Origin of the sequence: Streptomyces sp. NPDC020422 (assembly GCF_044386705.1) — a bacterium.
Classification (GTDB): Bacteria; Actinomycetota; Actinomycetes; order Streptomycetales; family Streptomycetaceae; genus Streptomyces.
In genome coordinates this window covers 322883-342720 of the sequence record NZ_JBIRVJ010000007.1, presented here as the reverse complement: position 1 = coordinate 342720, position 19838 = coordinate 322883, and the positions used below count along the sequence as shown (strand labels likewise).

Genomic DNA, 19838 nt, shown 5'->3' with positions numbered 1-19838 from the left:
GGAAGGGAATTTGGAAAAGACGATCAGCCACGGTCCGTCACGTTTATGACGCTGCTCACGCGCCGTTTCCCATCTCTCCCCGTACCAGGGCGCGTTACCCCTAAGCCCTCAATTCGGACAGATCGCTCATTCCTGCCCGAGGGGGTGCGGTCGGGGCCTCTCATCTGGATGATTGCCCCAGGAACCGATCTCGAGACCAGGAGCATCCGTGACGCAAGCGACGACCGAGCCCGAGCTGACCGGCGTACGCAACTTCCGCGACCTCGGCGGGCTGCCGACGGTGGACGGCCGGAGCGTGCGCGCCGGACGCCTCTTCCGCAGCGGCCATCTGGCGCACGCCACGCCGGAGGACGCGGCGTTTCTCGCCACGCTCGGTCTGCACACCGTCTTCGACTTCCGCAACGAGGCCGACCGGCGCATCGAGGGCGCGGACGTCGAGCTGCCCGGCGTGCGGAACGTGAACATACCGCTCAACGACCCGGCCGACGGCAAGGAGTTCTGGAAGCTGGTGCGCTCCGGCGACCTGGCCCAGCTGCGGGAGATCCTGGGCGACGGCAAGGCCGCGGCCCGGATGTCCGAGTCGTACCAGACCATGATCGTGCAGCGGACGGTCGAGCACAGCCGGATCCTGCACGCCATGGCCGAGGACAGCGTCCCGGCCCTGATGCACTGCGCGGCCGGCAAGGACCGCGCCGGTCTGTCCATCGCGGTCACGCTGCTCGCCGTCGGCGTGGAGCGCGAGGCGATCGAGACGGACTACGTGAAGTCGAACGAGCCGCACCGCCGCTACAAGGTGCAGCGCAGCTCCACCGCCCAGGACGCGATGTCGCCCGAGGTGATGGAGCTGCTGAGCCCGCTCTTCGACGCGCGGGTGGAGTATCTGCGGGCCGCCTTCGAGACCATCGAGGGGACCTGGGGTTCGGTGGACGCCTACCTGGCGAAGGGCCTGCAGCTCGCCCCGGAGACCCGGGAGCGGCTGCGCGAGCGGCTGCTCGCCGAGGCCTAGGACGCCCACGGGGCCCCGGATCCGGGGCCCCGGCGGCTACGGCTACTGGTTGCCGCCCATGGCGAACAGCAGATAGAGGAAGCCCGCGAAGAGGTGGCCGGCGATCAGATAGGCGAAGAGGCGGAGCACGAGCCCCTTGGGGAACTTGCCGCCACCGCGCTCTTCGCCGGTGTCCGGTACGGAGTGGGCGGGAGTCTCGGACATATCGGTCCTTTCCATGGGAGAAGGCACTCGAGGGTTCAGCGCCGGTGCGGGGTTCCGTCGCCGAGGCACAGCTCGGCGGCGGGACTCTGCATCAGGGTGTGGACGAAGAGCAGCTCGGCCCCGGAGCGGGTGGCGGCGCCGATCCGGTGCGGGGTGAGCGAGTCGAAGTGGGCGCTGTCCCCGGGATCGAGGACGTGCACCGCCTCGCCGAGGGCGAGCCGTACGCGTCCCTCCAGGACGTGGATCCACTCCTCGCCGGGGTGCACCCGCACGATGTCGGCGCGGGTGGCGTGGGGCACGTGCACCCGCAGGCACTGCAGGGCTCGGCCGGCACCGCCGGCCTGGCGGTAGATCCAGCCGTCGGCCTCGACCGGCTCGGAGCGTCCGGCCCTGACCACGGGGTCGCGCTCGGGGGGCGTCTCGCCCAGGAGCTCGGAGACCGTCGTACCGTAGATGCGGGACAGGGCGAGCAGCATCGGCAGCGAGGGCTGCCGGTTCCCCGTCTCGAGACGCGACAGGTGCGCCGGGGAGAGCCCGGCCCGCTGGGCGGCGGCCTCCAGGGTGAGTCCCCGGCGGCGGCGCAGGGCCCGCAGCTGCGGGGCGACGTCCGGCAGGACGTCGGGGGCGCCGTGGGCACCCGGGGCGGCGGGGTCCGGGGAGGGGTCCCCGGGGACGTGGTCCATGCGTCCATTCCGCCAGGATCATGCCTCTGAGGCAAGTTTCTTGCCTCAGAGGCAAAAGACCGACCGGGAATCCGTCAGCGCTGGGCGACCGCCTGCTTCACCAGCGTCTTCCCGAAGTCCCACATCAGCCCGCCGCCCCCGTGGGCGTCGTCCATCACCGCCGTGAAGGCCCTCACGAAGCGGTCCACGTCCGCCTCGTCGACGACCAGCGGCGGGATCAGTTTGATCACCTCCAGATGGTCCCCCGAGACCTGGGTGAGGATCCGGTGCCGCTGGAGCAGCGGCACCACCACCATCTGGGCGAAGAGGCCCTTGCGGGCCGCCTGGAGCATCGTCCAGCGGCTGCGCAGCCCCAGCGAGGACGGGCGGCCGAACTCGATGCCGATCATCAGCCCGCGGCCCCGGATCTCCTTGAGCAGTTCGTAGCGCGGGACCAGCTCGCGCAGCCGGGAGGCGAGCAGGTCCCCGATCCGGCGGGCGTGGGCGACCGTGCCCTCGGTCTCCATCACCGAGAGGACCGCGAGCCCGGCGGCCATGGCCTGCGCGTTCGAGCCGAAGCTCGCCGAGTGGACCAGGACCCGGTCCATCGACGAGTAGACCTTCTTGAAGATCCAGTCCTTGCCGAGCGTGGCGCCGACCGGCACATAGCCGCCGGAGAGCGCCTTGGCGACGCAGACCAGGTCCGGTTCGACGCCCTCCTCGTGCTGGTACGCGTAGAAGTCGCCGGTCCGGCCGAGGCCGGTCTGCACCTCGTCGGCGATCAGCAGGGCGCCGTGCCGGTGCAGCAGCTCCTGGGCGGCGCGCAGGAAGCCCGGCGGGGCCGCGTGCACGCCCTTGCCCTGGATGGGCTCCACGACGAAGGCGGCCACGTCGCCCCCGCGCAGCTCCCGCTCCAGGGCGTCGAGGTCGCCGAGCTCGATCGCGGTGTCCGGCAGCAGCGGGGCGAAGCCGTCCCGGAAGCCGCTCTCCCCGTTGACCGAGAGCGAGCCCGTGGTCAGGCCGTGGAAGGCGTGGGAGCAGTAGACGATCCTCGTCCGCCCCGTGGCGTAGCGGGCGAACTTGAGGGCGGTCTCCACGGCCTCGGTGCCGCTGTTGCCGAAGAAGACCCGGTCGAGGTGGGGGCTGTGGGCGAGCAGACGCTCGGCGAGCAGTCCGGGCAGCGGCTGGCAGTCGAAGCGGGTGAGGTCGGCGAGCTGGGCGTCGAGGACGTCGTGCAGCGCCTTGCGGACCACGGGGTGGTGCCGGCCGAGCCCCATGACGCCGAAGCCGGCGAGCATGTCGAGGTAGTCGGCACCGTCCTCGTCCCAGAAGTGGGCGCCCTCGGCCCGCACGTACACCTTGTCGAAGCCGATGGTGTGGAGCATGCGCGGGAGCTGGTGGTTGAGATGGCGGGCGTGCAGCTCGTAGCGCTCGCCGCCGCGCTCGGCGAGCAGTGCCCCGAGGTCGAACCCGGCCGTCCCGCCCGTCGCGCCCGCGCCGCCCGTCTCTCCCGTCATGACCGGCTCACCCGTTGTTCCCGTTGACGGTCTCCCGGACCGCGCGCAGGGACTCCTTGAGCGAGCCCATGGTGGCGAGGACGGCGGTGGGCTCGTAGCCGCAGTGCGCCATGCAGTTGGCGCAGCGGGGATCCTTGCCGCGGCCGTACTTGTCCCAGTCCGTCTCCTCGATGAGCTCGCGGTACGTGGGGACGTAGCCGTCGCTCATCAGATAGCAGGGGCGCTGCCACCCGAAGAGCGAGTAGTTCGGGATCGCCCACGCGGTGCAGGGGAAATCGGCCTTGCCTTCCAGGAAATCGAGGAAGAGCGGCGAGTGGTTGAGCCGCCAGCGGCGCCGGTTTCCGCCTGCGAAGGCCTTCTTGAAGAGTTCTCTCGTCTGCTCGACGCCCAGGAAGTGCTCCTGGTCGGGGGCCTTTTCGTAGGCGTACGCGGGAGAGATCATCATTTCGTCGACCTGGAGGTCGTCGTTGAGGAAGTTGAGCACCTCGATGATCGTCTGGGGCGTGTCGGTGTTGAAGAAGGTCGAATTGGTGGTGACCCGGAAGCCGCGCCGCTTGGCCTCCTTGATCGCCGCCACCGCCTCGTCGAACACACCCTCCTTGGCGACGGACTCGTCGTGCCGCTCCCTCAGTCCGTCGATGTGCACGGCGAAGGCGAAGTACGGGGAGGGGGTGAAGTTCTCCAGCTTCTTGCGCAGCAGCATCGCGTTGGTGCAGAGGAAGACGTATTTCCGCTTGGCCACCAACTGGCGCACGATCTCGTCGATCTGAGGGTGCATCAGCGGTTCGCCGCCGGCGATGGAGACCATCGGCGCCCCGGACTCCAGGACGGCGCCGACCGCCTGGGCGACCGGCATGCGCTGCTTGAGCACGCCGGCCGGGTGCTGGATCTTGCCGCAGCCCTCGCACTTGAGGTTGCAGGCGAACAGCGGCTCCAGCTCGACGATCAACGGGAACTTCTCCCGCTTGCGGAGCTTCTGTTCGAAGAGGTAGGTCCCGACCCGGATGGACTGACGGAGCGGCATGGCCATAACTCGCTCACCTCCTGGGGAGCAGCAAAGAACGGTGCCATTCGAAGAATGCGGGAAGGACGGCACGAAGGACGCGGAAAGCCGATATTCCACCGCGCACCGTGCCGATCCGGACCAGTTCATGTTCTGGAGCGTCCACGACCACCCGTACGGCCGCAACCGGGCGGGGTCCGGCCGCCACGGCGGTGCGCAGGGTGGCGGCGGACTCCATGTCGACGGCGACCGCCCCGCCGGCCCTCAGCTCGGCCCGCTCGGGGCCGCGCACCACGTGGTCGGAGCCGGTCAGCGGGCCGGTGTGCACGGTGCGCCCGGGCACCGCCCGGGCCAGCGCCTTGACCAGCAGGTCGGTGCCCACGCAGGGGGTGGTCCCGACGGGGCCCCGGGTCTCCTCGGCGACGATCAGGTCGCCCGGGTGCATGCCGGGCTCGAGACCGGCGCAGAAGCCGGAGGCGATGACGGCCGCGTCCTGCCAGGCCGGGTCCCGCAGGGCCCGGGAGACCGCCCGCCGGGCGTGTGCCGGGCCCATCCCGGTCCGCACCACGGTCACCGGCGCGGGCGCGCCGCCCCGGTCGCCGCTGCGCAGCGCCAGCTGCTCGATGCCGAGCGCGCAGGCGATCAGCAGCGGCGGCACCGCCGGGGCGGACATCACGCGCCCCGGGGGCCGTAGAGCACGGGTTCCCCGTTGACGTAGCGGCCGAGGGCCGTGAGCGGGAAGACCTGGCGGTAGAGGTGGTAGTTGATCGAGAAGTCCCAGGGGAAGCCGGTGCCGGTGAAGTACGGCTCGTCCCAGGAGCCGTCCTCGCGCTGCGTCCCGACCAGCCAGGACACCCCGCGCCGGACCGCCTCGGACTCCCGCTCGCCGGCCGCGAGCAGGGCGATCAGCGCCCAGGCGGTCTGCGAGGCGGTGGAGGTGCCGTGGCCGACCCACTGGCGCTCGCGGTAGGAGCGCAGGTCCTCGCCCCAGCCGCCGTCCTCGTTCTGCACGGACTCCAGCCAGGCGACCGCCCGCCGGATCGCCGGGTGCGCGTGCGGCAGCCCGGCGGCGGTGAGGGCGGGCACCACCGAGCCCGTGCCGTAGATGTAGTTGACGCCCCAGCGGCCGAACCAGGCGCCGAACGGCTCCTGTTCGCCGAGCAGCCACTCGATGCCCCGGCGGGCGCGCGGGTGGTCGGCGAACCCCTCGTACCCCAGCATCTCCACCACGTGGGCGGTGACGTCGGCGGAGGGCGGGTCGATCACCTCGCCGAAGTCGCAGAACGGCAGCCGGTTGGGGAAGGCGCTGGTGTTGTCGGCGTCGAAGGCTCCCCAGGCGCCGTTCTTCGACTGCATGCCGACCGTCCAGCGGCCGGCGCGGGCGACGGCCGCGTCGACCCGCGCCGGGTCGGGGTGCTTGACCCGGCGCAGCGCGAGGATCACCTCGGCGGTGTCGTCGATGTCCGGGTAGTTGTCGTTGTGGAACTCGAACGCCCAGCCGCCGGGCTGGAGTCCGGGCCGTCGCACCGCCCAGTCGCCGGTGCGGACGATCTCCTCGCCGAGCATCCAGTCGACGGCCTTGACCAGCGCGGGGTGGTCGGGGCGCACGCCCGCGTCGGCGAGGGCGATGGTGGCGAGACAGGTGTCCCAGACCGGGGACTGGCACGCCTCGATCATGCGGGCGCCGTCCTCGCGCCACACCGCGAACCGGTCGAGAGAGGCGAGCCCGGCCCGCATGACGGGGTGTTCGAGGTCGTAGCCGAGCAGGTGCAGGGCGATCACCGAGTAGACGGCGGGCGGTTGGATGCCGCCCCAGCAGCCGTCGTTCTCCTGGCGTTCGATGATCCAGCGGGCGGCGACGTTCATCGCGCTCTTCCGCAGCCGTCGCGGGGCCACCTTGTGGTACAGGTGCAGGGCCTTGTCGACGCGCTGGAAGAAGCCGTCCCAACTGGCGGCTGCCGCAAGGGGCTTGGGCGGGTTGGGGCGGGCCGGGTCGGTGTGCAGCTCCTCCAGCGTGAAGGGCGCGGGACGGACCGGGCGCTTGGCGGAGACCACGGTCAGCGGCACGATCGTCTGCCGGGCCCAGCAGCCGAAGTCGTAGATGTTCAGCGGGAACCACGAGGGCAGGAAGATCAGCTCGGGCGGCAGCTGCGGCAGGTCCTCCCAGCGCCACCAGCCGAACAGGGCGAGCCAGATCCGGGTGAAGACCCGGGCCCCGGCGATGCCGCCCCGGTCGCGGATCCAGGCGGCGGCGCGCGCCATGTGCGGGGCGTCGGGGAGGTCTCCGGCGAGCCGCAGGGCCACATAGGCCTCGATGGTGGTGGACAGCTCGCCGGGGCCGCCGTAGAAGGTGGCCCAGGTGCCGTCCTCGAGCTGTCCGCCCCGGATGTGGAGGGCGGCGGCCCGGGCGGTCTCCGGGTCGAGGATGCCGAGGAACTGGCGCAGCATGAGGTCCTCGGCGTCCATGGTGACGTTGGTCTCCAGGTCGCCCTTCCACCACCCCTCGGCGTCCTGGCGGCCGAGGAGGTGCCGCACGGAGCGCTCCGCCGCCGCGGCGGCGGAGGCTTCGAGCTCCCCCGCGATGTGCGTGGTGCTGGCCGCGGCCGCGCGGGGGCCCACGGCCTCGGCGCTTCCGTCGGTCGTCGCTGTCATGGCTTCCCCTTCGTGCAGTCGGTGTACTTCGGCGTACTTCCGCGTTCATCTGCTTCTTCGGGTCTGCCGTCGGCCGGTGCCGGAAGGCACCGGCCGGCGACTGCGCACTCATATCAGAGTGATGGTGATCATCTCTTCCGTACGACGACGAAATCGGCCAGCGCCGTGAGCTGGGCGCGGACGTGGGCCGGCAGCTCCACCTCGTGCAGGGCCTGGATGGCGATGGTGTGCTGGCGGCGGGCCTCCTGGGAGGTCCACTCGCGCCCGCCGGCCTCCTCGATGAGCGCGGCGCGGGTGGCGAACTCCTCCTCGGAGAAGCTGTCGAAGTCACTGCTCTTGGCGTCGGCGGCGAGCAGTTCGCCGAGCCGCTCGGAGGCGGGGCCGCCGGCCGCGAGGGCGGCGACGACCGGCAGGGACTTCTTGCGCTGGCGCAGGTCGGACCAGGTCTGCTTGCCGGTGGACTCCGGGTCGCCCCAGATGCCGAGCAGGTCGTCGACGGCCTGGAAGGCGAGGCCGAGGTGGTAGCCGTACTCCTCCAGCTTGTCCGCGGTGCGGTCGTCGGCGCCGCCGAGCACCGCGCCGATGGAGACGGCGCAGGCCAGCAGGGCGCCGGTCTTGTTGCCCTCCATCTCCAGGCACTCCTCGACGGTGACCCGCTCGCGGTGCTCGTAGGAGATGTCCTGGGCCTGGCCGTCGATGAGCTTGCGGGTCGCCGTGGTCAGCCGGCGGGTGGCCCGGCCGGCCTCGACGGTGCCCAGCTCCAGGAGCAGCTCGTTGGCGAGGGCGAACAGGGCGTCGCCGACCAGGATGGCCTGGGCGGGGCCGTGCACCTTCCACACCGTGTCGCGGTGCCGGCGCTGCTCGTCGCCGTCCATCAGGTCGTCGTGCAGCAGCGAGAAGTTGTGCACGAGCTCCACGGCGACGGCGCCGGGGATGCCGACCTCGGGGGCGGCGCCCGCGGCCTCGGCGGAGATCAGGGCCAGTGCGGGACGGACGGCCTTGCCGCTGTCGCCCTCGGTCGGGTTGCCCTGGGCGTCGATCCAGCCGAAGTGGTAGGCGGCCACGGTGTCCATGGGCGCGGCCAGGCGGTCGACGGCCGCCCGCATGACGGGCGTGGACAGGGCGCGGCCCCGTTCCAGCAGTGCGGCGACGTCCGCGGTGTCGACGGCCGGATTCCCCGGGCGCACAGTCGGCACGGTCTCTCCTCTAGTTCCGGTACTCACACTCATGCCGCCTCCTGCAGCGGATTCTCATAGCGGCGGCCGAGGGCGGAGAGCGCGGCGCCCGCCGCGCTGAATCCGCTGCGGACCGCGCCCTCCATGGTCGCGGGCCAGCCGGTGGCGGTCCACGCGCCGGCCAGGTACAGGCCGGGGGCGTGGGTGCGGGCGCCGGGACGGAGCCGCCCGACGCCGGGGGTCGGGGCGAACGTCGCGGTGCGCTCCCGGGTGACGAAGAAGTCGCGGACCCCGGCGCCGCGGGCCGCGGGCAGCAGCCGCTCGAGCTCCGGCAGGTAGCGCTCGCGCAGGACGGCCACCGGCTCGTCGATCTCGGCCTGGGCGGCGGACTGGGAGATCGCGAGGTACTGTCCGCCGCCGGTGAGACCGGAGGACTCGGTGCGGTCGAAGACCCACTGGACCGGGGAGCCCAGGGCGGTGAAGAAGGGGCGGCGCAGCACCTTGCGGTCGTAGACGACGTGCAGGTTGAGGATGGGCGCGGTGCCGATGTCGAGGAGCCGGTCGGGGTCGTCGAGGGCGCCGTCGGGCAGCAGCTCACGGGCCTCGCGCTGCGGCACGGCGAGGACGACGGCGTCGGCCTCCAGGGTCTCCCCCGGCACCTGCACGGTCCAGCCCCCCTCCTGCGCGCGCACGATCCGCTCGGCCTTGGTGCGCACCTCGACCCGCACCCCGGCCGCGTCGAGGGCCTTGCGGGCGAGGGTGTCGTGCAGGTCGCCGAGGGGGACGTGCGCCCAGCCGATGTCGGCGGCGCCGGGCTCGGAGAGCAGTCCGGTCTTGAACACCATCGCGGCGAGCCCCATGGAGGCGTCCGGCGCGGCGGCGTTGAGGGTGGCGACGCCGACGAGGTCCCACAGCGCCTCGACGGTGCGCGCGGACTGCCCGTGGCGGCCGAGCCAGGTGGCGAAGTCGATGCCGTCGAGGGCGGGGTCGGCCGGGTCGAGCTTCTTCAGGGCGAGCGCGGCCCGCCCGACGCTCGCGCGCTCGGCGAGGGAGAGGTGCGGATAGGTGGCGAGGCTGCGGGCCAGGTGCAGGGGCACGGGCAGGCCGGTGCGCCGCAGCCGTCCGAGCCGGGGCCCGCGGGGGTGTCCGACGTCGAGCACGGGCACGTCGAGCCGGTCCTGTACGGGGGCGAGGTGAGCGCCCTCGATCCGGTCGAGGAACCAGCGGTACGCCGTGCAGCAGCGCAGGTAGACGTGCTGGCCGTTGTCGACGCTCAGCTCGCCGCGCCGGAAGGAGAAGGCGAGTCCGCCGAGGCGGGGCCGTCCTTCGAGCAGGGTCACCCGCACCCCGGCGTCGGCGAGCTGCAGGGCGCTGGTCACCCCGGCGAGCCCGCCGCCGACGACCACGGCACGGGTGCGGCCGGAGCCGCCGGTCCGGGCCCCGGCGTTCCCGCGCGTGGCGTAGCCCTCATCGGCGGTCATGCGTCAGCCTCCCCTGCGAAGTCCGTGGTCAGGGACGCGAAACGAGCGGCTCGGGTTGTCCGGGACGTCACGCGGACCTCCGTACCGAGCGCCGGGAGACGTGCCGGGCGTCGAGCCCGGAGAGCCCCCGCACCGCCACGTACGCCTTCTCGTGCCCCGGCAGGGAGACCCGCCCGCGCAGCACGGCCTCGGGGTCGCGCTCGATCCGGTCGAGGAGCCGCCGGTAGATGCCGGCCATGGCCGCGACACAGGCGCCGCTGCGCCGGTCCAGCATGGGCAGCAGCCGGTATCCCTCGGCGAACAGCGCGCGGGCGCGCCGCACTTCGAAGTGGACGAGCCCGGCGAAGTCGCCGCCGGCGGGCGGGGTGGCGCTGCCGAAGCCCTCGGAGCAGCCGAACTTGGCCAGATCGTCGGCGGGCAGATAGGTCCGCCCGTTGCCGGCGTCCTCCCGTACGTCCCGGAGGATGTTGGTGAGCTGGAGGGCGAGTCCCAGGGTGTCGGCGTACTCCCCCGCGCGCTCGGCGCCCGGGGCGCCGGGCTGGGTCCCGAAGACGCCGAGCGAGAGGCGCCCGATGGCGCCGGCCACGCAGCGGCAGTAGACCTTGAGGTCGTCCCAGGTCTCGTAGGTCTCGCCGCGGACGTCCATGAGGACGCCGTCGATGAGCTCGTCGAGCCCGCCGAGCGGGATCGGGAAGCGGCGGGCGGCGTCGGCGAGGGCCACGGCCACCGGGTCGGTGTCGTCCTCCTCGACCCCTCCTTCGCGGATCCGGGCGAGCAGCGCGCGGGTCGCTTCCAGGCGCCGGTCCTTGTCGGCGGGCGCGAGCGGCCCGTCGCCGATGTCGTCGACGCGGCGCGAGAAGGCGTACAGGGCCGACATGGCCTGCCGCTTCTCGACCGGCAGGAGCCGGATCCCGTAGGCGAAGTTGCGGGCCTGCTGCCCGGTCACCGCCTCGCAGTAGCTGTACGCGGCCTGTACCGCTGCCGACGTCATGGGCTGTCCCTCCACGGTCCGGCTCACCCCTCTCTCCGTGCCGCGAGCAGGACGCCGCCCGCCCGGCGCACCAGACTCGGTTTGGTGGCCTTGGGCGGCCCGGACAGGACGTCGAACCCGGCGTCGGCCACGGCGTCCAGCGCCGCGTACCCGCCGGCGGTGAACCCGGCGAGGAGCAGCCGCAGCCGGCCCCGCACGCTGCCGACCAGCGGGGCGCCCGCGTCGAGCAGGGCGCGGGCGCGGTCGGCCTCGAAGGCGACGAGGGCCCGTACGGAGGCGCCGGCGGTGGGCCTGGCCAGGTCGTCCTCGGTGACGTGGAAGCGCTTCATGTCCTCGGCGGGCAGGTAGATCCGGTCGCGCCCCAGGTCCTCGGCGACGTCCTGGAGGTGCTCGACGATCTGCAGCGCGGTGCAGATCTCGTCGGACCGGCGCAGCCGCTCGGGGGTGGCGGTGCCCGTGAGGGCGAGCACGAGCCGCCCGACGGGGTTGGCGGAGAGCTCGCAGTAGGCGAGGAGGTCGTCGTAGGTCTCGTACCGCCGCACCAGCTGGTCCTGCCGGTTGGCGGCGACCAGGCCGAGGAACGGCTCGGGGGTGAGCCCGCACCGCCGGACGGTGGGGACGAGGGCGCGCAGCAGCGGATGCCGGGGCGGCCCGTCGGCGGGGTCGAAGGCCCGCACGAGGTCCGTCTCGAAGGCGTCGAGCATCGCGAGCCGGTCATCGGCCCGCGCGGGGTCGACGCCGAGGTGGCGGGCGTCCGCGCCGCCGGGGGCGAGGTCGCCGTCCCCGATGTCGTCGACGAGGCGGGCGAAGCCGTAGACGGCCATGAGGTCGTCCCGCCAGGCACGCGGCAGGAAGAAGGGGGCCACGGGGAAGTTCTCGTCCGCGGCCTTGCCGAGAGTGCTGCGCGAGGTGGTGTCGGGGTGCACCTGCCGGGTTCCCGTCACCGGCCGCTGCCCGACGCGGGGACGGCGACACCCTCGTGGAGCTGGAGATTCTGCGTCATGGCCGTCACATCTCCCGTTCTACACTGCGGATCCAATCCATCCTATTTCGGACACGCCGCCGACCCCTGCCCGTGGCTCACCGCCCGACGGTCGGGGCGCCGAGGGGTATCGCCCCACTTGCCGCGAAACAGACCGGTACAGCTTACGTCGTAAGGGACTCCGGGACGCGCCCGGGGCCGGGGCGCCCCGGGACGACAACCGGCGCGTCGTCAACCTTCCCGCGCGCGGCCTCAGTTGGCGTGTTCCGATCCGTCAGTCGGCGCGGGTCCCGGAGACCACCATGGCGAGCGTGGACTCGACGACATCGGCCCGGCGCTGGGCCGGCAGCCGGCGCAGCGGCCCTTCGAGCAGCAGGAGTGACAGTCCGTGCACGGCCGACCACGCGGCGGCCTCGGCCGCGGGGCGGGGTGGTCGCGGCGGGCGGGCGGTGGCCGCGAGGGCGGCCAGGGCGTCGGTGAGCAGGCTGAAGGCGCGCACGTCGGAGCAGCCGTCCTCGGCGTCCGGGTCGGCGCCGGCGGAGGGGCCCGGGGCGGCGCCGTGGCCGACGGTGGCGTCCGAGGCGGTACGGGGCGCGCTGAAGGCCGACCGGTAGAGGCCGGGCTGGTCGACGGCGAAGGCCACGTAGCCGTGGCAGAGGGCGGCGAGCCGGGCCTCGGCGGCGAGTGCCGGGTCGTCGGCGCCGGGGACGCGGAGGGCGGCCCGCTCCATGGAGTCGGCGAGAGCCCGGCGGGCATGCTCCCGGACCGCGGCGAGGAGCTCGCCACGGCCGTCGAAGTGCCGGTAGGCGGCGGTGGGCGAGACGCCGACCCGTCGGGCGGCCTCGCGCAGCACGACCCGTTCCGGGCCTCCTTCGGTGGCGAGGTCGACGGCCGCGCAGATGAGGGCGTTGCGCAGATCGCCGTGGTGGTAGGTCTTGCCTCCCGAGATCCCTGGCATGTGCTCATCCTGCCCGATGTTGACCGCATGAACATTCCGGGCGGTCCCGCCACGCGCAAAAAGCGTCAGCCCGCGGCACCGGAAAAGCCTCGGCCGCCCGCGCCGGTCATACCGGAGGGGCGGCCGAGGGGTGCCTTCGGGGCGGGCGGCTACTTGCCGGTCTCGCGCTCGTAGGCGGCGATGACCTCGTCGGTCGGGCCGTCCATGAGCAGCTCGCCCTTCTCCAGCCAGAGCACCCGGTCGCAGGTGTCCCTGATCGACTTGTTGCTGTGGCTGACCAGGAAGACCGTGCCGGCCTCCTTGCGCAGCTCGCGGATCCGCTCCTCGGAGCGGATCTGGAACTTGCGGTCGCCGGTCGCGAGCGCCTCGTCGATCATGAGGACGTCATGCTGCTTGGCGGCCGCGATGGCGAAGCGGAGCCGGGCGCCCATGCCGGACGAGTAGGTCCGCATGGGGAGCGAGATGAAGTCGCCCTTCTCGTTGATCCCGGAGAAGTCGACGATGTCCTGATACCGGCTCTTCACCTCGTCGCGGCTCATGCCCATGGCGAGGCCACCGAGGATCACGTTCCGCTCGCCGGTCAGGTCGCTCATCAGCGCCGCGTTGACGCCGAGCAGCGAGGGCTGGCCGTCGGTGTAGACCTTGCCGCTCTCGGTGGGCAGCAGGCCCGCGATCGCGCGCAGCAGGGTGGACTTGCCGGAGCCGTTGGTGCCGATGAGGCCGATGGCCTCGCCGCGGTAGGCGGTGAAGGAGACGCCCCGCACCGCGTGCACCTTGCGCACGCCGCGCTCGGCGTCGCCCTTCTTGCGGCGGATGATGCGGCTCAGGGCCGCGGTGGCGCTGCCCTTGCCGCCGCCCCCGCCGTTGACCCGGTAGACGATGTGGACGTTGTCCGCGATGACGGTGGGCACCCGGCCCTCGGTGTCGTGGTCAGCCACGGCCGTACCTCTCCTCGGCCTTCCAGAAGTAGACGAAGCCGCCCGCGCCGATCACCAGGGACCAGGCGAGGGTCACGAGCCAGACGTGCGGCGGAAGGTTGGCTCCACCGTAGCCGTCGATCAGGGCGAACCGGACCAGGTCCATGTGGAGCGCGGCCGGGTTGTACTGGAGCAGGTCGGCGATCCAGGCCGGCTGTTCCTCCAGCATCACCGGGATGGAGAACATCACGCCGGAGGCGTACATCCAGGTGCGCATGATGAACGGCATCAGCTGCGCCAGGTCCGGGGTCTTGGCGCCCATCCGCGCCACGATCATGGCGAGGCCGGCGTTGAAGACGAACTGGAGCACGAGCGCCGGGACGAGCAGCAGCCAGCTGAGCGAGGGGTAGCTGCCGAAGGCGACCGCGATGAGGACCAGCACGATCATCGAGAACAGCAGCTGCTGGAGCTGCTGGAGCGCGAAGGAGATCGGCAGCGAGGCCCGCGGGAAGTGCAGCGCCCGCACCAGGCCGAGGTTGCCGGAGATCGCCCGGACGCCGGCCATCACCGAGCTCTGGGTGAAGGTGAACACGAAGACGCCCGTCACCAGGAACGGGATGTACACGGACCGCGACATGCCGCGGTCGGCGTCCAGGATCAGACCGAAGATCAGGAAGTAGACGAGGGCGTTGAGCAGGGGGGTGACCACCTGCCACACCTGGCCGAGCTTCGCCTGGCTGTACTGCGCGGTGAGCTTCGCCTGGGAGAAGGCCAGGATGAAGTGGCGGCGGCCCCACAGCTGTCGGACGTACTCCGCGAGCCCCGGCCGGGCGCCGCTGACCGAGAGACCGTGCTTGGCGGCCAGCTCGGCCGGGCTCAGGCCGTCGTCTGCGGAGGGCCGGGTGCTCGTCACGACCCCACCGTCCTGGGATGTGTCACTCACAAGTCGGAAACTTTCGTGTTCAAGATGCGCGGCAAGAGGGGGGTACCACGATGTCAGACCACGGGCGGGCGACCCAGTCGGGTCAGCCGCCACACCGTACGCCACCTCATGGGGTGCCGAGGTCCGCAGGGGGCCGTCCAGCCCTCCCGGAAACCGCCGAACCAGGCCTTGAGAGCGGGTACGGAGGGGCGCCGTGCCAGGGTGAGGAGCAGCCAGACGCCGAGGTAGACCGGCACCAGGGGTGCGGGCAGGTTGCGACGCGCCAGCCACACACGGTTGCGGGCCACGTTGAAGTGGTACGTCGCGTGCCGGGACGGCGGGGTGGTGGGGTGCAGCAGCACCATGTCGGAACGGTAGTCGATCATCCAGTCGGCGTCGAGCGCCCGCCAGGCCAGATCGGTCTCCTCGTGCGCGTAGAAGAACGCGTCGGGAAGACCCCCCACCTCGGCGAAGACCTTGGTGCGCACCGCGTTGGCACCGCCGAGGAAGGTGGTCACCCGCGAGGAGCGCATCGGGTCCGAGGCCCGCAGCCGCGGCACGTGCCGCCGCTGGGTGAGGCCGGTCTCGGGGTCGGCGATCCGGAAGCTGATGATGCCGAGCTTCGGATCGGCCGTGAAGGCCTGGCGGACCAGCTCCGCGGTGTCGGTGTTGGCGAGCAGACCGTCGTCGTCGAGGAAGAGCAGCGCGTCGACGTCGGTGCCGCCGGGGCCGAAGGCCTCGATGCCGACGTTGCGGCCGGCCGGGATGCCGACGTTCTCCGGCAGGCAGACCGTGCGGACGCCCTCGGGTACGTCGGTGATCTCGACGCCCTGGCCGACGACCACGACCTCGATCGGCTCGCCCTCCTGCTTGGCGACCGAGTCGAGCAGGGCCCGCAGGTCGTCGGGCCGGTTGCCCATCGTGATGACGACGGCGCCCAGCTTCATCGGCTCGGTCATGGCGGCGGCCCTCACTTCAGCCTGCTGGAGGCCAGGATCGACACCAGGTGCAGCACGGTCTGCAGCAGCGCGATGCCGGCGAGCACGGCGACGCCGAGCCGCGAGAAGAAGAGGTCGCCCCGGATCTGGTCCGCGATCGCGAGGACCAGGATCAGCAGGGAGGCCTCGATCCCGAGGATCAGGCGGTGGAACTTGAGCGCGCCGGCGGCCCGGCGGGCCAGCGCCATGCCGGAGGAGCGCGGCTCGGAGGCCGCCTCCTTGACCGGCGGGAGCCCGCCCTGGTGGCGGGCGACCCCGACGAGGTCGGTTTCGGCCTTGATCAGGATGGCGCCGAGCGCGGCGAGGGTGCCGAGGAAGGCCCACAGCCAGTCGATCCGGCCGCTGCCCCAGAGATCGGCGGCGCGCAGGCCGAAGCCGACGAGCACGGCCGCGTCGCACAGGTACGCGCCCACCCGGTCGAGGTAGACACCGGCCAGCGAGTACTGCTTCTTCCAGCGGGCCAGCTCGCCGTCGACGCAGTCGAGCAGCAGATAGAGCTGGACGGCGACCACGCCGAGCACCGCCCCGGTGATCCCGGGGATCAGCAGGGCGGGGGCGGCGAGCACGCCGGCCAGGGTCATCAGGTACGTGAGCTGGTTCGGCGTCACCCGGGTGTTCGCCAGGTGCCGGGTGATCCGCAGGGAGATCTCCCGCATGTAGAGGCGGCCGCCCCAGTGTTCACCGCTCCGTCGGTCCTTCACCCCGGCGGGGTGGACGACCGGGCGGAGCTCAGCTACCGATGGCTTTTGCATAGTCGGCGTACGCGTCCCTGATCTGGTCTGTGGACAGGTCGAGGTGTTCGAGGATGGTGAAGCGTCCCGGCCGGGTCTGCGGGGCGAACTCCACCGCCCGGACGAACTCGTCCACGGTGAAGCCCATCTCCTGCGGGCACACGGGCAGGCCGTGCCGCCGCAGGGTGCCGACCATCTGCGCGGACTCCTCGACGGCGCCGCGCAGGTGCATGGCGAAGGCGGCGCCGAGGCCGCACTGCTCGCCGTGGCTGGCCGCGCGGGTCGGGTAGAGCAGGTCGAAGGCGTGGCTGATCTCGTGGCAGGCGCCCGAGGAGGGGCGGCTGTCCCCGCTGATGGACATGGCGATGCCGGACATCACCAGGCCCTCGGAGAGGGTGACCAGGAAGTCGTCGTCGCCGACGCCGCCGGGGTGCCGGAGCACCGCCTCGCCCGCGCTGCGGGCCATGGCGGCGGCCAGTCCGTCGACCTTCTCGCCGGTCTCGCGGTGGGAGAGCTCCCAGTCGGCGATGGCGGAGAGGTTGGAGATCGCGTCGCCGATGCCGGAGCGCACGAAGCGCGCCGGGGCGTCGCGGATCACGTCGAGGTCGATGACGAGCGCGATCGGGGTCGGCACGCCGTAGGAGCCCCGGCCGTTGTCGTTGTCCAGGGTGGAGATCGGCGAGCAGATCCCGTCGTGCGACAGGTTGGTGGCGATCGCGACGAGCGGCAGGCCGACCCGGGCCGCCGCGTACTTCGTCACGTCGATGATCTTGCCGCCACCGAGGGCCACCACCGCGTCGTACCGCTTGCCGCGCATGGCGTCGGCGAGCTTGACGGCCTCGTCGATGGTGCCGCCCGCGACCGGGTACCAGTCGGCGTCCGGGAGCTCGGGGGCGAAGCGGTCACGCAGCTTCAGGCCGGAGCCGCCGCTGATGGCGACGGCGATCCGGCCGTTGCTGGAGATCCGCTGGTCCGCGAGGAGCGCGGACAGGTCGTCCAGCGCTCCTCCGCGGATGTCGACGACGACCGGCGAGGGAATGAGCCGGGTCAGTACTGGCACGCGATGTCACGGCCCTTCGCCAGGTCGTCGTGGTTGTCGATCTCGACCCACTTGACGTCGCCGATCGGCGCCACGTCGACGGTGAAGCCGCGGTGGACGAGCTCCTGGTAGCCGTCCTCGTAGTACAGGTCGGGGTCGCGCTCGAAGGTGGCCTTCAGGGCGTCGGCCAGCTCCTCGGCGGCCTCGGCCTCGATGAGGGTGACGCCGATGTACTCGCCGGTCGCGGTCTGCGGGTCCATCAGCTTGGTGATGCGCTGGACGCCCTTGCCCTCCTCGACGATGACCTTCATCTCCTCGTCGGCGAGCTTCTTCACCGTGTCGAGGGCGAGGATGATCTTCTGGCCCTTGCCGCGGGCCTCCAGGAGGGTCTTCTCGACCGAGACCGGGTGGACGGTGTCGCCGTTGGCGAGGATCACACCGCGCTTGAGGACCTCACGGGCGCACCACAGGGAGTAGGCGTTGTTCCACTCCTCGGCCTTGTCGTTGTCGACGAGGGTGATCTGCAGGCCGTACTTGGCCTCCAGGGCCTCCTTGCGCGCGTACACGGCCTCCTTGCGGTAGCCGACGACGATCGCGACCTCGGTGAGGCCGATCTCGGCGAAGTTCTTCAGCGTCCCGTCGAGGATGGTCAGCTCGTTCTCGGTGCCCTCGCCGGACACGGGCACGAGGGCCTTCGGAAGCGTCTCGGTGTAGGGGCGCAGTCGCCGTCCGGCACCGGCTGCCAGTACGAGGCCGATCATGCTGTCTCTCCTTCGTCGTGTACGGCGGGTGCTCCGGAGGAGACCCAGAAGCGGACGGACTCCACGAGGACCACGAGGGCGACGGCGACCGCGAGAGCGGTGAGCGCCGAGGTGAAGTCGTTGCCGCGGTTCGCCGACAGAGCGGCGATGACGGCCACCACGAGCGTGCGTCCCTCGTGGCCGCCGACGGTGCGCACCAGCCAGGCCGGCGGCGCGCCGGTGCCGCCGCGAATGCGGTACACCGTGTCGTAGTGATGGTAGGCGACCGCCGCGACCAGCCCGAATGCGGCGGGGAGCGCCTGGGCGGCGTCGGCCTTGGCGGCCAGCACCAGCACCGTGACGTACTCCGCGGCCCGGAAGAGCGGCGGGACCAGCCAGTCCAGGGGCCCCGTGAGGGGGCGGGAGACGGCCAGGCCGGCCGCCATCACGTAGAGCACCGCGACGGCGATCAGCCGGACGTCGCCGAACGGCAGGTACAGCGCGCCCGCGATCATCAGGGCGGCGCCGAGGGCGGCCGCGGGGACGGGGCCGACCGCGCCGGCCCGGCCGCGCAGCAGCCGCGCCTGGAGCTCGGCCAGCGGGCCGGAGTCCGCGAGGGCGGCCAGCGCCCGGGCGGCCGCCTCGGTGCGGGGCGCCCGGCGGCGCAGCGAGCGCAGCAGCCGGCCCGCGGTGGTGTAGCAGGCGCCGAAGGCGCAGCCGACGATCAGCGCCCAGAAGACGGTCCGGGGGCTGGTGACGGCCGTGAGGACGGCGATCATCGCCCAGCGCTCGCCGATCGGCAGGATGATCATGCGGCGGGCCCAGACGGTCCAGCCGACCCCGTCGAGCTTGTTGGAGAGGGCGGTGGCGGTGGCCGTGCCGCCGGCGTTGGCCTCGTTGAAGGAGAAGTCCACGACGTGCCGGCAGGTCATCAGGACCATCGCGCCGAGCGCGAGCGCCCAGACCTCGTCGCCGTTGCGGGCGGCGCCGAGCGCGAGCCCGGCGTAGAAGGCGTACTCCTTGGCCCGGTCGAAGGTGGCGTCGAGCCAGGCGCCCATCGTCGAGTACTGCAGGGAGTAGCGGGCGAGCTGCCCGTCGGTGCAGTCGAGCACGAAGGAGACCAGGAGCAGGACGCCCGCCGCGACGTACCCGCCGCGCTCGCCGGTGGCGGCGCAGCCGGCCGCGATCAGCGCGGTGAGCAGGGAGGCGGTGGTGACCTGGTTGGGGGTCAGTCCGCGGCGCGCGCACCAGCGGGCGATGTAGCGCGAGTACGGGCTGATGAAGAAGGTGGTGAAGAACCCGTCGTGGGCCTTCACCGCGGAGCGCAGCCGTACGGCTTCCTCGTCGACGGCCTCGACGGCGGCACGCGCCTGGTGGCGGGCCTCGGGGTCGGCCGGCACGGCGGCCACGAGGGTGCCGAGCCCCGGCCGGTGGACGGCGACGCCGTCGGCGTCGAGCGCCTCGGCGAGGGTGTCCGCGAGGCCCTCGACGACGGTGCCCGGGGCGCCGCCGGCGGCGGTGCCGGTCGCGGCGGCCTCCAGCGCGCGGGCCAGGGCCGGGCGGGCCTCGGGCTGGGCGGTGAGGGCGCCGGGCGCGGCGGCGGCGGGGAAGCGGGGGTCCGTGAGGGCCAGCCGCAGGGCGTGGAGGTGACCGACGAAACGGGGGTCCACGACGGCGACGCGCTGTCCGGCGGGCACGGCGGCGAGCAGCTCGCTCGTCTCGTGGGGACCGGAGGCGACCTCGACGTGGAAGCCGAGGGACCGCAGATCGGCGTCGAGCGACGATCCGGGTACCGGCGGACCGGTGAGGATGGCGGTCGACAGGACGAACTCACTCCTTGGCGCTGACGGACGGGCCGGC

General features: G+C 72.4%; 19 protein-coding genes. 1 reads left to right on the top strand and 18 read right to left on the bottom strand.

The window, feature by feature from the left end; all coding sequences use genetic code 11:
- Positions 1–208: 208 nt before the first annotated feature.
- Complete coding sequence (locus ACH414_RS21170; RefSeq protein ID WP_382536586.1) at positions 209–1006, top strand: tyrosine-protein phosphatase; 798 nt, start codon at positions 209–211, stop codon at positions 1004–1006.
- Positions 1007–1048: 42 nt separating this feature from the next.
- Here the strand turns inward: ACH414_RS21170 and ACH414_RS21165 are convergent, their stop codons facing one another.
- From ACH414_RS21165 to ACH414_RS21080, 18 genes are all read right to left on the bottom strand, one after another.
- Positions 1049–1210 (bottom strand): DUF6126 family protein, encoded by a 162-nt coding sequence (locus ACH414_RS21165; RefSeq protein WP_382536588.1) that lies wholly within the window; start codon positions 1208–1210, stop codon positions 1049–1051.
- A gap of 35 nt (positions 1211–1245) precedes the next feature.
- Positions 1246–1893: a helix-turn-helix domain-containing protein gene (locus tag ACH414_RS21160; protein WP_386561296.1), complete on the bottom strand. Its 648-nt coding sequence runs from the start codon at positions 1891–1893 to the stop codon at positions 1246–1248.
- A gap of 74 nt (positions 1894–1967) precedes the next feature.
- A complete protein-coding gene (locus ACH414_RS21155) occupies positions 1968–3389 on the bottom strand; it encodes an aspartate aminotransferase family protein (RefSeq protein WP_386561294.1) in 1422 nt (473 codons plus the stop codon).
- Positions 3390–3396: 7 nt separating this feature from the next.
- Positions 3397–4419, bottom strand: a complete 1023-nt coding sequence (gene hpnH / locus ACH414_RS21150) for an adenosyl-hopene transferase HpnH (RefSeq protein ID WP_382536597.1) — start codon at positions 4417–4419, stop codon at positions 3397–3399.
- Positions 4420–4426: 7 nt separating this feature from the next.
- A complete protein-coding gene (locus ACH414_RS21145; protein WP_398942877.1) occupies positions 4427–5065 on the bottom strand; it encodes a 1-hydroxy-2-methyl-2-butenyl 4-diphosphate reductase in 639 nt (212 codons plus the stop codon).
- Positions 5065–7044 (bottom strand): squalene--hopene cyclase, encoded by a 1980-nt coding sequence (shc, locus tag ACH414_RS21140; protein WP_398942875.1) that lies wholly within the window; start codon positions 7042–7044, stop codon positions 5065–5067. Before shc ends, ACH414_RS21145 begins: the two co-directional genes overlap by 1 nt.
- 128 nt (positions 7045–7172) lie before the next feature.
- Positions 7173–8273 (bottom strand): polyprenyl synthetase family protein, encoded by a 1101-nt coding sequence (locus tag ACH414_RS21135; protein ID WP_386567485.1) that lies wholly within the window; start codon positions 8271–8273, stop codon positions 7173–7175.
- Positions 8270–9700 carry a hydroxysqualene dehydroxylase HpnE gene (hpnE, locus tag ACH414_RS21130; protein WP_382536609.1) on the bottom strand — a complete coding sequence of 477 codons (1431 nt, stop codon included), beginning with the start codon at positions 9698–9700 and terminating at the stop codon, positions 8270–8272. The genes ACH414_RS21135 and hpnE overlap by 4 nt, the downstream gene beginning before the upstream one ends.
- Before the next feature lie 67 nt (positions 9701–9767).
- On the bottom strand, positions 9768–10718 hold the full coding sequence (gene hpnD, locus ACH414_RS21125) for a presqualene diphosphate synthase HpnD (protein ID WP_382536611.1): 951 nt from the start codon (positions 10716–10718) through the stop codon (positions 9768–9770).
- Positions 10715–11635 (bottom strand): squalene synthase HpnC, encoded by a 921-nt coding sequence (hpnC, locus tag ACH414_RS21120; protein ID WP_386567489.1) that lies wholly within the window; start codon positions 11633–11635, stop codon positions 10715–10717. The genes hpnD and hpnC overlap by 4 nt, the downstream gene beginning before the upstream one ends.
- A gap of 312 nt (positions 11636–11947) precedes the next feature.
- Positions 11948–12631, bottom strand: coding sequence for a TetR/AcrR family transcriptional regulator (locus ACH414_RS21115; RefSeq protein ID WP_391767915.1), 684 nt, complete (start codon positions 12629–12631; stop codon positions 11948–11950).
- A gap of 149 nt (positions 12632–12780) precedes the next feature.
- Positions 12781–13569 carry an ABC transporter ATP-binding protein gene (locus ACH414_RS21110; protein WP_382536620.1) on the bottom strand — a complete coding sequence of 263 codons (789 nt, stop codon included), beginning with the start codon at positions 13567–13569 and terminating at the stop codon, positions 12781–12783.
- A complete protein-coding gene (locus ACH414_RS21105; RefSeq protein ID WP_382536623.1) occupies positions 13562–14491 on the bottom strand; it encodes an ABC transporter permease in 930 nt (309 codons plus the stop codon). The genes ACH414_RS21110 and ACH414_RS21105 overlap by 8 nt, the downstream gene beginning before the upstream one ends.
- Positions 14492–14544: 53 nt before the next feature.
- Positions 14545–15429: a glycosyltransferase family 2 protein gene (locus tag ACH414_RS21100; RefSeq protein ID WP_382536626.1), complete on the bottom strand. Its 885-nt coding sequence runs from the start codon at positions 15427–15429 to the stop codon at positions 14545–14547.
- An 11-nt stretch (positions 15430–15440) separates the two neighbouring features.
- Complete coding sequence (locus ACH414_RS21095; protein WP_382536629.1) at positions 15441–16220, bottom strand: CDP-alcohol phosphatidyltransferase family protein; 780 nt, start codon at positions 16218–16220, stop codon at positions 15441–15443.
- Positions 16198–17259, bottom strand: a complete 1062-nt coding sequence (locus ACH414_RS21090; RefSeq protein ID WP_382536632.1) for an iron-containing alcohol dehydrogenase family protein — start codon at positions 17257–17259, stop codon at positions 16198–16200. The genes ACH414_RS21095 and ACH414_RS21090 overlap by 23 nt, the downstream gene beginning before the upstream one ends.
- Positions 17247–17999, bottom strand: coding sequence for a sugar phosphate nucleotidyltransferase (locus ACH414_RS21085; protein ID WP_382536635.1), 753 nt, complete (start codon positions 17997–17999; stop codon positions 17247–17249). Before ACH414_RS21085 ends, ACH414_RS21090 begins: the two co-directional genes overlap by 13 nt.
- Positions 17996–19801: a DUF5941 domain-containing protein gene (locus tag ACH414_RS21080; RefSeq protein ID WP_382537371.1), complete on the bottom strand. Its 1806-nt coding sequence runs from the start codon at positions 19799–19801 to the stop codon at positions 17996–17998. The genes ACH414_RS21085 and ACH414_RS21080 overlap by 4 nt, the downstream gene beginning before the upstream one ends.
- Positions 19802–19838: the final 37 nt, after the last annotated feature.